Source organism: Burkholderia sp. MSHR3999 (genome assembly GCF_000833595.1).
GTDB classification, from domain to species: domain Bacteria; phylum Pseudomonadota; class Gammaproteobacteria; order Burkholderiales; family Burkholderiaceae; genus Burkholderia; species Burkholderia ubonensis.
The window spans coordinates 218,606-233,847 of the sequence record NZ_JRFO01000004.1 but is presented as its reverse complement, the minus strand read 5'-3'; the positions used below and the strand labels follow the sequence as shown (position 1 = coordinate 233,847).

At 59.6% G+C, this 15,242-nt stretch carries 11 protein-coding genes and 1 pseudogene; 3 read left to right on the top strand and 9 right to left on the bottom strand.

What is annotated here, in order from left to right:
* Window positions 1-77 precede the first annotated feature (77 nt).
* On the top strand, window positions 78-338 hold the full coding sequence (locus KY49_RS13710; protein ID WP_042585176.1) for a hypothetical protein: 261 nt from the start codon (window positions 78-80) through the stop codon (window positions 336-338).
* A 63-nt stretch (window positions 339-401) separates the two neighbouring features.
* Here the strand turns inward: KY49_RS13710 and tnpC are convergent, their stop codons facing one another.
* The 9 genes and pseudogenes from tnpC to KY49_RS37235 form a co-directional block, all read right to left on the bottom strand.
* Complete coding sequence (tnpC, locus tag KY49_RS13705) at window positions 402-2,009, bottom strand: IS66 family transposase (RefSeq protein WP_042585175.1); 1,608 nt, start codon at window positions 2,007-2,009, stop codon at window positions 402-404.
* A 99-nt stretch (window positions 2,010-2,108) separates the two neighbouring features.
* Complete coding sequence (gene tnpB / locus KY49_RS13700) at window positions 2,109-2,396, bottom strand: IS66 family insertion sequence element accessory protein TnpB (protein ID WP_082062352.1); 288 nt, start codon at window positions 2,394-2,396, stop codon at window positions 2,109-2,111.
* Between the two features lie 43 nt (window positions 2,397-2,439).
* Window positions 2,440-2,643 (bottom strand): annotated as a pseudogene (locus KY49_RS35575) (integrase core domain-containing protein); the annotation flags it as partial.
* 412 nt (window positions 2,644-3,055) lie between these two features.
* Window positions 3,056-4,297 carry an O-antigen ligase family protein gene (locus KY49_RS13695; RefSeq protein ID WP_042585174.1) on the bottom strand — a complete coding sequence of 414 codons (1,242 nt, stop codon included), beginning with the start codon at window positions 4,295-4,297 and terminating at the stop codon, window positions 3,056-3,058.
* Between the two features lie 306 nt (window positions 4,298-4,603).
* On the bottom strand, window positions 4,604-5,650 hold the full coding sequence (locus KY49_RS13690; RefSeq protein WP_042585173.1) for an acyltransferase family protein: 1,047 nt from the start codon (window positions 5,648-5,650) through the stop codon (window positions 4,604-4,606).
* Between the two features lie 321 nt (window positions 5,651-5,971).
* Window positions 5,972-7,765 carry a hypothetical protein gene (locus KY49_RS13685; protein WP_331456548.1) on the bottom strand — a complete coding sequence of 598 codons (1,794 nt, stop codon included), beginning with the start codon at window positions 7,763-7,765 and terminating at the stop codon, window positions 5,972-5,974.
* Between the two features lie 39 nt (window positions 7,766-7,804).
* A complete protein-coding gene (locus tag KY49_RS13680) occupies window positions 7,805-8,983 on the bottom strand; it encodes a polysaccharide biosynthesis/export family protein (protein ID WP_231636406.1) in 1,179 nt (392 codons plus the stop codon).
* A gap of 252 nt (window positions 8,984-9,235) precedes the next feature.
* Window positions 9,236-10,144 carry a helix-turn-helix domain-containing protein gene (locus KY49_RS13675; protein ID WP_157380403.1) on the bottom strand — a complete coding sequence of 303 codons (909 nt, stop codon included), beginning with the start codon at window positions 10,142-10,144 and terminating at the stop codon, window positions 9,236-9,238.
* A 177-nt stretch (window positions 10,145-10,321) separates the two neighbouring features.
* Window positions 10,322-10,471, bottom strand: coding sequence for a hypothetical protein (locus tag KY49_RS37235; RefSeq protein ID WP_156162508.1), 150 nt, complete (start codon window positions 10,469-10,471; stop codon window positions 10,322-10,324).
* A gap of 696 nt (window positions 10,472-11,167) precedes the next feature.
* Between KY49_RS37235 and KY49_RS13670 the strand changes: the two genes are divergently transcribed.
* Both KY49_RS13670 and KY49_RS13665 read left to right on the top strand, forming a co-directional pair.
* The gene (locus tag KY49_RS13670) at window positions 11,168-12,703 is read left to right on the top strand and encodes a mannose-1-phosphate guanylyltransferase/mannose-6-phosphate isomerase (protein ID WP_415869904.1); all 1,536 of its coding nucleotides are present in this window, start codon (window positions 11,168-11,170) and stop codon (window positions 12,701-12,703) included.
* A 209-nt stretch (window positions 12,704-12,912) separates the two neighbouring features.
* On the top strand, window positions 12,913-15,237 hold the full coding sequence (locus KY49_RS13665; RefSeq protein ID WP_052495665.1) for a polysaccharide biosynthesis tyrosine autokinase: 2,325 nt from the start codon (window positions 12,913-12,915) through the stop codon (window positions 15,235-15,237).
* Window positions 15,238-15,242: the final 5 nt, after the last annotated feature.

Below are 15,242 nucleotides of genomic sequence, written 5' to 3'. Positions count from 1 at the left end.
ATATAGAGCTGCAGCCATCCTGTCTGTCTGAACATTCGAAAACTGTTGCAAACGGGACGCGTTCATATAGTTGCGTGATGGCGCAGACGACAGCACAGCGGCAGGCCGCCTATCGAGCGAGGCGAACCACGGCGGGCAAGGACGGCAACGGAGATCGGCGGCTGGACATGTGGGTGAGCACGGAAGCCGATCTTGCCCTGGTCCGCTTGGCGCGGCACTACGCATTGACGAAGCGTCAGATGCTGGAACGGTTGATCACGCGAGCGGACGATGCGATCGTGCGCCGGATCGAGCCTGACTCGCCGCAATGGGACGTCTATTTCGACGCCGGACGATAGCTTCACCGTCTGCCGTTACCGGGTAACAGCAGGCGAAGTGCGGATAGATCGTCGTCAAGTCACTCAAGAGGACGTCGGCATAGCCGCTTGTCGTCTGGCGAAGTTGAATGGCAACAGGTCAGTGATGTCGGCAGCCGGGGCACGCTGCGGCAACTCGGTCAGCACGTGCAGCAGCCAGGCGTGCGGTTCGACGTTGCAGGCGCGGCATGTGAGCATCATGCTGTAGACCATCGCGCTCGCCTTCGCGCCTGCGACCGTGTCGCTGAACAACCACGACTTCCTCGCGGTAGCGAACGGCCTGATGTCGCTCTCGATGACGTTGTTGTCTATGGGCAGACGGCCGTCGTCGACGTAGCGGATCAGATACTGCCATTGCCGGCGGCAGTAACCGATCGCCTCGCCGAGCAGGCTCTGCGGGAGAACCTTCGGTGCCAACTCGTCAAGCCATGCTTTGAAGGCGGTCAACAGCGGCACGCTGTGCTGCTGCCGCAGGCGATACCGGTAATCGGTCAGCATTTCGCCTTCGGGCAGCGTCTGCTTCGCCAGCGCCTCGACCTGGTACAGCGCCTGGAAGAACTCGAGTGCCTTTGTGATGCGGGGACTCGGCTTGTTCTTCTGGCCCTTGAGCGCGTCCGTAAACAGCTTCCTCGCGTGCGCGAGGCATCCGAGGTGAGTCGCTGTCTTGATCGTGCGCCAGGCAGGCCAGCCGTCCGTCATCAGCGTGCCAGCGTAGTCGCCAAGGAAGGCGCGCGGATGTTCGCCACCGCGTCCCGGCTGATACTCGAACAGCACGACCGGCTGCTCGCTATCCGCGTCGCTGCGGTACACCCACATATACGACGTGTCCTGTGCCTTTCGCCCCTGTTCCTTGAGGACCTGGACCGTCGTCTCATCGCCGTGGATCAGCCACTGGCCCCGCAGAACCTGCTTGAGGGCATCGTAGATCCGCGTATAGTGCAGCTCGGCCGGGCGGATGATCCAGCTCGCCAGCGTCCCCCGGCTGACCGCGATGTTCGAGCGCGCGAGTACGTCCTCCATCCGGTACAGCGGCGTGCCATCGACGTACTTGCCGGCCGTGACCGCGGCGATCATCGAGGGACTGGCAAGGCTGCCCGGCAAGGGCTGCGCCGGCATCGGCGCCACCACGATCGGCGTACGCACGCCGTGACGTTCGCAGTGCCGGCACGCATATTTGGCGCGTGCGTGCTGCAGCACCGACACCTTGGCCTCCATGTGCAGCCGCTCGCTGACTTCCTCGCCCATGCGGTGCAGGGACTTGCCGCAGCACGGGCAGGTCTTCTGGTCTTCGGGCAGCTCATACTCGATACGCTCGCGTGGCAGATCCGCGGGCAGCGGCTTGCGACCACGCTTGCGGGGTTCGGGCTTGTCGAGCCCCGGCAGCCCGGTGTCCGGCAGCGAAGGCACGTCACTGTCGTCTTCGTCGACAGGCTCGGCGTCGGCGGCCTGCTCGGCCTCGTTGAACACGCGGTCCCGCCGTTTCTCGCTTCTCGGCGCATACTGCCGGGCCAGCGCGAGACGATATTGCTCTTCCAGCGCATCGAGACGCTTGGTCAATTCCTCGATCCTGGCATCGCGTTCGGCAAGACCGGTTTCGAGTTCATGAATGTAGGCCTTGGCGGCCCGCGGCAATCCGGAGAGATCGGCTGTCATGCGCTCCACGATAGCGACGCGCGACGCCGCACAGGTTTACGGAGATTTGTAACAGCCGGGGAGGTCGTTGTTGACCCACAACATCCGCGACGCCTGGCCTCAGCTCGTGACGCAGTATTGCCGCGTGGGATGGCGGTGCACCGCGTCGACATCGACGCCGTCAAGCAGCAGGTGAAGTTGCTCGGTCGTGAGTTCGATCACGGCCTGCTGACGGCGGGGCCACACGAAACGGTCCACCTCGAGTCGTTTCAACATCAGCCAGAAGCGAGCACGGTCATAGAGCAACAGCTTTACGCGATCCCGTTTCCGGTTGTGGAACGCGAAGACAACCCGCGCGAGCGGGTCAAGCTGCATCGACTGCTCGACACTGAAGCGCTTGCGTTTCATCGTACGGCTCCTTTCATACTGAAAAAGTCCGCCGAAAACTCGCTTACATCATGGCACTGTTTACTGGGGGCCGCTCATCGGTTGCTTCAGTTGAACAATACCGCCGCTTGAACTCGTCGGGCGTCAGGTAGGCCAGACTTGAATGCGGCCGGATGGAATTGTAGTGACGCCGCCACTGCTCGATCACGACCTTCGCTTCCGTGCGCGTTCGAAACCATTCCAGGCTCAGGCATTCATCTCGGAACTTGCTGGTCGAAGCCGACGCTCAAGCGCATTGCATTGCGTGGGATCCGGTTGCTTCGGGCGACCGGGCGTCGTAACCTGCCGAATTACGCTCCGCCAATGAACGGTTGCATCCGACTGCTATTGACCGAAAATTCCGAGAATCCGGCTCATTACCGAGTCATCGAGGGTTGGGAAACGGGTTATGGTTTGCGTTCTGCTAGTGGTCGGCACAATTCGGATCGGCCGAACGATGGATGTCGCGGCGACGTGCGGGCACATTCTCCGGAATTTCGGTCCTGTCGAGCATGAACGTCTCGCGCACATGAGGTGGGGGAGGATACATAGAATCAATGCAGAGCGCGTGTTGCGCAGCCCTGTCCCGAGCGGAGCGCCGGTCGCGATTGGGCGCGACGCGAGAGGACCGGGCGCGGAAATCATGTCGGCTCCCCAGCTACCGGAGTGCGATGACGGGCGGGATGCACGCCGACATAGGCGCGCGATGCAACAAGGAGCGATATGACGAGCGACAATATGAGCACGTTCGACGGCGTTGTCAGGCGGTGTTCGCTAGTGGCCATCGCCAGCACACAAACGGCCGACAATTCCACAAACTGGAACGCGACAAAGTTGAATCGCCCATTCTCGAGCGCAAAGGCCGCGCCTCGCTGGCACCACGAGATCAACGCCCAATAGAAGCGAATGAAAAGGAACAATCCGACTATTCCAAGTTCAGCAAGGAAACTCATGTAAGAGTTGTGGGCATGAGAGTCCGAGTGCACGGTCACCGCGCCGACTGGACGCCCGAAAAGGCCGAAGTAGTTAATGACCTGTGGGATCTGATCGTCGAATGAGCCGAATCCCAGACCGACAATCGGACTTCGCAGAAAGTAAGCCAGAGCCCGCGGCCAGAGCCACTCGTACCTCACTTGCAGGTTACCTGCCTTGGGATTGGGGTCGTTGATGGTGAACGCATATCCCATATAGTTTATATTTGGATTTGTATAGTGAATGGCAATTGCGATTGACGCCGCAATAAAAATCGAAATCATCAAAGCCAGGATCCAGCGCCTCCTGCCGAGGATCAAGTACAAGAGCATCATGCCGACACCAACCATCGATCCCCGGCTGTAAGTTGAAACAAGCATCAGAAAATTCATGACCAGCAGTGCAAGCAGAACACGGCTACGGTCATTCACGTAACAAGCAACGCCGAGACAAAACAGCATCGCGAGAAAGCCGCCCGCTGCGTTGCGCGCTATGAAATAGCTGCCAAAGGTATCGGCCGGGTGAATGAATATCGACAGGAGACCGTTTTGCGCGAGGTACCAAAAATAATATGGCAAATTCACCAACACGGCCGAAACGAAGAACCACTTGAGAGTCTTGTTCAGGTCCCAGCGATGTGTGTATGCGCAGCCGGCGAAAATGGGAGCGTAGGATACGAAGAAATTGCCATCGTACCGGTAGAAATCATATTCGATAAGTGACACCGGGTCGTAAATCAGAGTCGATATCAACGCATATGCGCTGAATGCGACAAGAGGCCCGATGAAATCCGGATAGGTTCTGCCAAAAAAACGCCACCAGCAAAACACGATAGGTGCGAACCCGATCGCGCTGATCGGGACCAGGTTGGTTACCGAAAAATACAGGGCAATCAGGGATATGTAGGGCACGGCATTAGCTCAACAGTGGTTCAATTGTCTGGCGTCGAGATGGTGTTTGGGCGTCGTGGAACTCCCATGGTTTTTGCGCATGATGAATCGCCCCATGCATGCCCGACCGCGCGGGCCATTTTTGTCGCTCAACGCGTCCTTTCGAAAAACGTACTTCGCCATTGCCCGTTTGCGGTTGGCGAACCCAGTAGTCTCCCCGAACCAATGCACATAGACGCCATCGTCGCTGCGCTCCAACGTCAACGCGACACGTGGCGGTTGCTCTTGGGTCGACTGCGTGGTTGACGTTCAACCAGAGGATCTTCGTCAGTCGACCGCCCCCATCGGGGTCGCAGGCCGGGCAGGTTTTCGATCCGGGAACCACCTGCGAACGGAGCGTTTTGCCGCGGCATGCACCGGCTTGTCAACGAATACATACAGTGCTGCACCGGCGCCTAGCGCGAAGACAAATGTGAACGTTGCGCCCGCAGCGGAGGTGATGGTCATTCCGTCAAAAATAATCGGGAATACTTTTCGAAGCCCCTCCACCACGTAGGGGTGACTAAGATACGTTGCATAACTCGCATCACCGACGAAAATAACCAATTTGGCGAGCCGGCCATTTGAAAACCATGATTCCAGGCTGGTGGCCAAGACAACAATGATGAACGACGGAATTCCATTTCTGACAATCGGGCTGAATGGAGCGTGACTCCACTCAATGTACGCCATCAGGGAGTATGAGGCAATGATTGTCGCGGCTGCTATGATTGGATTTACCTTGTAGCCCCTCCTAAAAAATTCCCAAGCGAACATGCCGATCACGAACTCCAGCATGCGCTCCGACGAATAAAAAGCTGTTGCGGTGATCGAGTCTGCTGAAGCTCGGCACAACTCGAAAATTACAAATACAAGGCCGGAAATAATCAATGTCCTATTGTTCTTTGCAAGCAGGGCCGCTGACGCGATGACGTAAAAAAACATTTCGTAGTTCAAAGTCCACCCAACGAACAGCAACGGGTGTACGAGCCCGCTCGGCTTCTTGTATGGGATGAAAAATAACGACATCAGAAGGTCAGGCAGTCCGCCGCTCGGCGAATTCAACAGATTCGGCCGCACAATGGCGATGACAAACACCAGCAGCGTGAGGAACCAGTAGAGAGGTGCGATCCGGACGATTCGCGATGCCAGGAAGAACGACGGCGATTGGGTTCCGGTGTTGACTACCATTGCGATAACGAATCCGCTTATCACAAAAAAAATGTCGACGGCAAACTCGCCGAACGCATTTCCCGTCGGAGACATGATATGAAAGTACACAACAGTGGATGCTGCGACGGCGCGAAGGGCAGTGAGTGATCTGATATTGTCCATGGCGTTACCGACGACGAATTGATTCGTTACCCGCCAGACCGGGGTGACGGTCGGGGCCGCTGACACTTCGATCTTTCGACCGTTGGCCTGAGCAGTATGGCGGCATTAACATAACGGTGACAATCGGTGCCGATTGAAGGCGGCGTGAAATCCAGAAGTTTTGACGTATTTTTCCGATGGGTGCGGGCCGATATCATTTGACTGATACAGAGAAAATACCCAGCTGCCTGATTCTTTTCTAAGTAATGATGATAGGAATGAGTCAGCTCCACGGGAATCAGGAATCGTTACGCAGACGCGATCAACGGGACCTTTGGCAACTTAAGCCATAACAGGCCTGACAACTAGATAAGCAAGATGTTTCAGCGGCATCTCTCCCGACGAGTTTCCGTTGGGCAAGTCCGGAACCCTGAAGGATATCGACAAGCGGTTGGCACTCAAATTCGTCGTGACCGCATCGGGTGGCTCGGGGCGCCCCGTCAACGCATCGATAAACGACACCTCGAACCGATTCTTCGACAGCTGCGGGAGCCCGCGCAGGTTAATCGATCGCCAACCAGGCTCGGACTTGATCTGCAACACGACGTTTTCGCCTGCAGAAAGCACGAGCCCTGTCACTTTCGGTCCGAATTCGGTGCTGCCTTCGAATGACCGAAGCGCTCCGGAAGCGGTCCTGTGAAGCACGACCAATGACAATCCTGAAACGTTGTAGTCACGCGGGTTGCCGCGGTGGGTCAGATGGAACGGTTCGTGGCCCTCCCAGTGGTAAACCATCGAAACGTACTTGTCGGGATGGTTCCAATTGTGCTCGAGCGCCCAGACAGCAAAGCGGAAGTAATAGGTTGGCAGGTAATGCGGGTCAATCATGTACCGATCGCCAATTTCCGTCTGCCAGATCCCCATTACTTTGCCATCCGCAACATATCGGTCATGGAGGATGGTGAGCGCATCGATTCCGAGGTAGTGAGTATCGAGGTAGTCTACCCAGTCGATCATGCGTGCGTTGAACAACGCACTCCGGTACTCGAGCCATTCCACAAAGGTTTCGATTCCCCCTTGGTCTGGCCACCCGCCATAGACCACAAGCGCACCATGCTTCCTAATGATGCGTGCCGCAGGAATGTGGATGCGCTCTACGTAGTCCTGCAGGGCAAAGTCGTACGATTTCGCAAGCCTAGGATTGGCGTTGAACCCCGGACCATGCCAGAAGCTCGATTGAGATTGTCCGCCGGACATCCTGCCCCCGGCTTCGTTCCAGACCTGGAAATGCGTGATGTTGTACGGGGGGGCGGAATATTTCCTGACCGCCGCCTCAACGTAGCGTTCCCAGGCTGCTACGTCCTTGGGTGCCGATTTGCTGTCGCCAGGCAGACTCGCGTTCCATATCGGCGTGTAGCCCAGCATCAAGAGCGTCTTGATGCCACCCCGCTTTTCGCGCAACAGAGCGGCTGGCAGATCAGCGTCGTAGGCCGGGCCGGTTTTGTCGACGTCAATCCGGGAATTGGCTGAATAACGCTGACCGGGGCCGACGGAATCGCGTGCCCAGCTCAGCCCCATCTTCTGCCACATCATGACGTCGTCGTGCGTTCCCGGGCCGCCGTTGGCTCCGATTAGTTGCGTCATGCTTCGTTGGCTGGCGACCCGGTGCGCCATCCGTGCCGGTGCGAGTTTGGTCGTGGCGAAAGCCCCGTTGAGCGCGGAACCAGTGATCGCCGCAAGCGCGAAGAGTGCGCTGCGACGACCGTGCGAAGGACCATGTTGCTTTGTCATCGAGCTTCCTTTTGACGGGTAAAAGTCGATTCGGAAAACGTCCGCGTTCGACTTCATGTACCGACGAAAACAACGGTTCGTGTCAGACTGCGTCCAATCTTGTCGGCCGTGGGTGATGCAGCTGCAGACGCGCTTGTCGCTCAGGAACTGTCGACGGATTTGGCGCCATGTCGGTGAATTCGTGCCAACCGAGCGAATATCGCGGCGGAATGTCTGCGATAGCAAAAAGCTCGGGGCAGACGCCGATTCGATGCGAAATGTCGCCGGGCCGACCAGCGGCGCTGAAATGGGCACGTGACGTCGCCGCGTTTTGCGCCAGCCGTATTCCGGGTTCCGGACCGACATGGGCGTTGCGTTTGTTGCGGGGCGCCCACGCATGGCGCGTCACTTCGCAACGATCCCGCCTGTGAGGCCGGCGTTGATCGCCGGAAGCAACAGGCTCAGCACCCGGTTGAAGCGTACGAGGCCACTATTGTCGACATAGACGACATCCTTCGACTGGAGATCAAACTGGTTCGCGAGCAGCATCGACACCGGCGAGCTTGCATCGAGGTGGTAGATCTCCGGCGTGACGCCGGTCTGACGGATCACATAAAGTTGCTTCGCATCAGAGGTCGTCGCACTGATGAAGCCCGCCTGATTGAGCGCCTCGCCGAGCGTGAGGCGGCCGTCCTGATCGGGGAGAACGGCCGTCGGCCTGTTGACCTCGCCCATCACGAATGCGGCGTTTTCGCCACGCGTGCCTACACGCAGCACGTCTCCCGGTTTGAGCATGATGTTCGCGGGGTTGTTGCCGCGGGCAATCATGTGTGTGATGTCGAGCGCGTGCGATTTTCCGTTGCGCGTGATGATCACGTGGCTGCGATCGGCGTCGGGACCGAAGCCGCCTGCGCGGTTAATGGCCTCGGTCAGCGTCATCGGTATGTCGTTGATGGCCTGCGCACCGGTCGAGCGCACCGCACCGTCCACATAGATCTGCGAGGCGCGATAAGAGGCCACGCGAACGGTGACCTCCGGGTCCTGAAACGTGCCGCTGAGCTTCGCGCGGAGCTCGTTCTGAACTTGGTCTGCAGTCTTGCCCGCCGCATGAATCTGCGTTGCGTACGGGAACGTGACGTTTCCTTCGCTGTTGACCACGAAGCCGGAGGCCGGGTCTGCCGATTTGGCCACCTGGACTTGCTGACCGGCCGCAGCCGCAAGCTCCGGATGATCCCAGACGACAATCTGGAGGATATCGCCCGGTCCGATCTTGTAAGGGCCGGGTTTTCCGGAGAGTTCGTGATCGCCTGCGGCATCGTTGGCGTTCACCTGCGGGGCGCGCAATCGCTGGATCAACGTCAGATCGATCGGAACGATCGGGATCTGCTGGGTGCTCGTGACACTTCCGTTTTCGGACGTTGTGACTGGCAGCGTGGGGGGCGTCGCCATGTGCTGGCCTGGTGCGACCGAACACGCGCCAAGTGCTGCGCACAACGTCAGGGCAAGAGCCACTCGCACGCGGGCGTCCCCACGAATCCGCTTGGTTTCAAGCATTGCAAGCTGTACGTATCTTGTTTCGTTCATGCCTGTGTCTCCCGAACACGGGTCAGCGTGAATTTCGTATTGGACTTCTCGGATCGTTGCCGCAGGCGCGCATACCCCTGAACAATGAATACCGAGACGTTTACAGATTTGTGTAAGTATTCCCGGCCGCCAAATGCAATGAGGGTCGGCTTCTCTCAAATCGTGTTCCATGGACCTGGCCAGAGGGCGCTGATCTCGCTGATTCGGCGCGGGCGTCAGACGGTCGCGAGTTGTGTTGGCAGCTCCACGCGCCTACTGGTCACGGGAGAGCTTCCGGTAGGTGGTAGGCGACACGCCATAACGTTTGCGAAAGAGCCGTCCCAGCCGGTCGCCATTACCCATGCCGCAGCGGCGCGCAATCTTGTCGACGGGAAGTGTCGTATTGACCAGCATCGCGCAAATGGCTTCGAAGCGAAGCTGCATCAGATATTCGAGCGGCGTGACATTGAACTCGGTCTTGAAGCGGCGCAAATAGTTTCGCACGCTCATTGCGGCTACCGCGGCGGCGTCAGAGACCGAAATGTCACGGTCGAAATTCTCGCGTATCCAACGTGCCGATTCATGAAGTTTGTCGGTCGAGGTGTTCATGCCGTGCCAGTCGCTCCTCGAATTGCCGGTCCAGACGATAGGCGGCTGCAGGCTGCCGGCGATCCGCGCGGCCATTTCCTCGCCATGATCGTCCGCGATCTGCGTGAGCGCCATTTGCGCGGCCTTCTGATCGAGTGTCCAGGACGTGCCGTTCCCGGACCCGACCCAAAAAACCGGCACCGTGCGTGGCCGCGCTTGGGGCAACAGGACGTCGAAACGCGGCGCGAACCGGCGCACGCGTTGCGGCGCGTTGCCTGCGCCTGCGAGCCATGCGGAGAGTTGTGCGTCGAGACCCGATTTGACCCGCACATCGTTGCTCGCGACGAACAGCGCATGAAAGTCGCCAACCCGGTACGCCGCCAGGGACTTTGTCATCACACTGATCGACGAGGAACTGGATACCGGGCCACCGAGCTTCGACAGCAGCGTTATTCGATAAGGGGGCTCGTTGGCGGCGAACCGTAACGTCGCATTGGCCAGATGGAAGATTTCGTTGATCACGCTCGCCGTGATCAGGTGGTGGCCATCGAAGATAAGTATCCCGATATTGCGGATCTCGGTTGTCTCGCTCACTTGCCGCTCTGTCATAACTTTACTGGTAAGTGCTGCTGCGCGATCCATGAAAAGTTCCCCCCGGGCTGACCGTAGGTTATATTGCGCTGCGTCATCCGAAATTGTCGGTTTGGTTGTCCTTTGCATCAGAGAACCTGTCCGAAAATTACGTGGGATTGGCGCGACGGGTGGAGTAAATCATTCAGTATCGCGCCGTTCGCGAATATCCGCGTCACGCAAGATAGCCGCGTTGGTGGATAGGTAAATCACCGCTCGGGAAGGATTGTTTAGTAAATAATGTGCTTCTCTATATTCTGCGAAGCCGGGCATGCCAGGCAAATCGTGCATGAAGAATGTTTCCGGGTCCGCCGTCTCTACATTGAGCTCTATCGCGCTTGATTAGCAATGCCTCGGCCCTTGAGGCACTGTGTGGACGGCTGACTCCCACGCGCACCAGCTGATCCGCAAATATATTCCTATCTCCGCGTCACACGCTCGCGGCATCGTAAATATGCTGGCGCAGAAGCTCCGGACGAGTATGCAAAATGGAGAGGTTATGTTTTTTGATTTAGATCAACCCGGGCGGGATTGGCGTGTGGCACTCGGTTTGCCATGAGAATTTATTGCGGTCAATAGTATTTTGTCTCATTTGTATTGCCATGGGATGTTTCTCAAATTGTTAGGTCGGTCGCTTGAATATTGCCATGGACTGTTTCTCAAATTGTTAGGTCGGCCGCTTGAATATTTGTTGAAATATTATGATTGAGTGGATTTGGGCAGAGTCTCGATTGATTTTCTTTCATGACAGTCTACTGAATGCGCCAATGGTTCGGTGTTTTAGGACTCGCCTCGGCGATTCGCGTTGCGGACTCGTTACGCTTCACGGCAGCATGAAACAACGAATGCCTCCGCCGGCCGCGGCGAATGCGGCAACGTACGACTGGCGGAAAGCCATGATCGGCCGGAGGCTGCGGATACCACGCACGAGCCGCGCGCCGCGCATGCCGGTTAGCGGCGTTCATCCATTGCACGGGGAATAGCCGGATGAAATTACCTCCCGAAGTCAACGACCTGCCAATGCCGATCGAACCGGCAGCGGATGCCAGCGTTTCCGGCCAGGTGATGGCGCAGCCCGCGTTGCGTGCACGGGCTGTGGTGCTGGCGGGCGGGTCGGGTACGCGCCTATGGCCCGTATCGCGCAAGCATTTCCCGAAACAGCTCGTCGACGTGCTTGGCACCGGGTCGCTGCTGCAGATGACAGTCGGGCGCCTCGCACCGCTCTCTGGCGAAGGGGGCTTGCTCGAGGAGGCGCCGATCGTCGTATGCGGCGCCGCGCACAGCGTGATGAGCGCGAAACAGCTGGACGAGCTCGGCGTAAAGGCGCGCTTCATTGTCGAGCCGAGCGGGCGCAATACGGCTCCGGCGATGTCGCTCGCCGCGATGCACGCGCTTGCCGAAGGGGGCGATGGCGTGCTCGTCGCCATGCCGGCCGACCATATGATTGGCGACACGTCGGAGTTCGAGCGCGCCGTCACGGCAGCAGTGCGGTTCGCTGAGTGTGGCGCAATCGTTACATTGGGCATTCGTCCCACACGCGCCGAAACAGGATTCGGCTACATCGAAGCCGGTGCGGTGATCGATGGCACGGCAAGCGAAATCTGGCGCTTTATCGAAAAGCCGGACGTCGAAACCGCCCAGGCGTATGTCGCGTCGGGCCGCTATTACTGGAACAGCGGGGTTTTCGTCGTGCGCGCCAGCGTCTGGCTTTCGCTGCTGCGGCAGATGCAGCCGGCGATGTACGCGGCTTGCGCGCAAGCGTACGAACTCGGTGAGTATGCTGACGCCTTCTTCATGCCGCATGAACTGTCGTTCGACCGTATGCCGGCCGATTCGATCGACTATGCGGTCATGGAAAACCTCGCGCGCGACAGCGACGTGCCAGGCGTGGTTGTCCCGATGGAGTCGTCGTGGTCCGATCTCGGCTCTTGGGGGGCGGTCTGGGACGCCCTCGACAAGGATTCGCACGGCAATGCATCTTCCGGTCGGGTGCTCATGGAGGATGTTCACTCGTGCTACGTGCGCTCCGAGAAGCGGCTCGTTACATGCATCGGCGTCTCGAACCTTGTGGTGGTCGAGACTGCCGATGCCGTCCTGGTGGTCGGGCGCTCGCGCGCCCAGGACGTCAAAAGCGTCGTCGATCACATTTCCCGACGGAACGATCCTGAAGCGCATTCGCATCGGCAGGTGCATCGCCCATGGGGCCACTACGATTCGATCGACAACGGCGAGCGCTTCCAGGTGAAGCGGATCCTCGTGCAGCCGCTGGCACGGCTGTCGTTGCAGCTTCATCACCATCGGGCGGAACACTGGATCGTTGTGCGCGGAACCGCGCGTGTCACGCGTGGCGACGAGGTATTCCTGCTCGCGGAAAACCAGTCGACCTATATCCCGCTGGGTGTGCGACACCGGCTCGAAAATCCAGGCAAATTGCCGCTCGAGCTGATTGAAGTGCAGTCCGGCGCGTATCTCGGCGAGGACGATATCGTTCGCTTCGAGGACGTTTATGGGCGGGTTGGATGAGCCGCTGCCAACCCGGTGTGGCGCCTTTGCCGAATGCGGTTTTAATCGCCGGGGCGTTGCGGTGGAAATCGTTTGCGGCATCGGTATTCGATTTCCAGTAATGGCTAGAAATGGCCGGAGCCGCCATGCAGGCACAGCAAGCGCAATCCGGCGCGACGTTGCGCTAGGCGCATTCAAGACCGCTCCATGACAATTCGAGGATTCCCCTGGTGAACCATTTGACCTTCAACTCGACCCCGGCACAGCGGGGCGGCGAGCACGGCCAGCTTTCCGGGCGGGGCCTGCTCAGGCTGATGCGCGACCACTGGGTGGAGATCGTTGGCATTGCCGCATTCATCGCGGCGCTGTCGGTCATCTATGTATTGCTCGCGATACCCATTTATTCGGCGGATGTGCTTGTGCGTGTGGACCCGCCGGACCCGAACGAGTTTGGCCTTTCTTCGCAGACCCGCGAGACGCCGCCGTCGGTGCCGTCACCCGATGCCGAAATGGCAGTGATGACCAGCCGTTCGGTGCTCGAACCGGTGATCCAGCGCTACCGATTCGACATAACGGTGACGCCGCGGTCGGTGCCCGTCCTCGGTGCGATTGCGCAGAAGCTGGCGAGTCCGGGACAGCCCGCCGCGCCCTGGCTCGGCCTCCGTTCGTTTGCGTGGGGAGGCGAGCAGGTGCGCGTGGCATCGCTTGAGGTGCCGCGCGCGCTCGAAGAGGAGAAGCTGACGCTGGTTGCGCGCGACAATGGCCGATACGAGCTGTTCGGGCCGTCAGGCGAGCCGCTGCTCGCCGGAAGGGTGGGTGAGGCCGCCAGTTCGCGCGGGGTTTCGATGAAAATCGCCGAGCTCGTCGCGCGGCCAGGCACGAACTTCGAAGTGATTCGCTGGAACGGGCTCGATGCCGTGACGCGTTTCGCGAAATCCATGAAGGTTACCGACCGCGCGAAGGGCACCGGGCTCGTCGAGATCACTTACCTGGACGAGTCTCCAACACGGGCCGTCGATGTGGCCAACGCGATTTCTCAGCAGTACATCGCGTACGCGGTGGCGGCACGTCAGCGCACGGACAGCGCGACGCTCGACTTCATCACGAAAGAGCTGCCGAGGCTGCGCGCCGAGCTGCTGCGCAGCGAGCAGGCGCTCGCCGACTATCAGGCGTCGGCGCAGTCAATGCAGCCGACCATGGAATCGCAGGCGTATCTGCAGGGCGGTATCGAGTTCGACCGGCAGATTGCGTCACTTCAGATCCAGCGCACCCAGTTGCTGGAGCGTTATACGCCAGGTAGCCGCTGGGTGACCAGCGTGGATACGCAGATCAAGCAGCTCCATGCGGCAAAGAGCGCGTTCGACGCGCGCTTCACGAGCATGCCCGTATCCGAGCGGCGCAATGCTGACCTGGCGCGCGACGCGAAGGTCGCCGAAGCGGTGTATCTCGGCATGGTGCAAAAAGCCGAAGAACTGTCCGTGCGGCGCGCGAGCACGACGGGCGGCGCGCACATCGTCGATGACGCAACTGTGCCGCTTCACCCCGTCAAGCCGGAAAAGTTGTTGATCATCCCTGGCGGTGTCGCCCTCGGGCTTTTCTGCGGCGTGATGTCCGTGTTTCTCCGCCGCCACGTGATGACGGGCGTAACGGACCCGCTTTATGTCGAGCAGCGGCTGAACATCCCGGTGGTAGGGGAGGTGCTGTTCAGCCGGCACCAAGCCAGACTTGATCAGGAGATGGAACCGCCGTTGCGCCGCAGACGGGTTTCCGGCGGCGCCGCGCTCATGCTGCAGCGGCCGTCGGCACGGCTGCATCGCAGCGGATCCGAACAGCAGAATGCCGTCCGCGGGCACGGCCTCACAAAGGTGCTGGCGGATCGTTTTCCGACCGATCTCGCTGTCGAAGGGCTGCGAGGCGTGCGCACTGCGCTCTCGCGTGACAGCGCACAAGCGCCGAACAACGTCGTGATGTTTACCGGTCCCACGCCGGCGGCCGGAAAGAGCTTCGTGGCGGCAAACCTGGCGGTGCTGCATGCGGAGATCGGCTCACGGGTGCTGCTGATCGACGCGGATATGCGCGGTGGGCATCTCGCGCTCAATTTCGGTCAGCCCAATCGGGACGGTCTGAGCGACGTGCTCAGATGCGAGAAAGAGCCGCGGGACGTCATGCGCGAGGTTGGGGGGGTGCAAGGCCTGTGGTTCATCTCGTGCGGCAGGCCGGCGCACAATTCCGCCGCGTTGCTGATGAGCCGCCATTTCAAGGACCTGCTCGATCGCTTCAGCGCGGAATTCGATCTCGTCGTCATTGATACGCCGCCGCATCCGATGACCGACGCCGACATCATAGCGAGCACGGCGGGTGCAACGGTGCTCGTGCTGCGCTCGGGGATGCAGAGCGAGGATGAGATCGCCGATACGGTCAGAAAGCTTGACCGTGCGGGTGCGCGCGTCGTTGGCGCGGTCTTCAACGCGATACCGGCGAGTCGCGGCAACCGTTACTACGACTACGCTTTGCGCATCGGGTCGGCAGAATCGCTCGGCACGGCGGCGTCTTAAGTCGT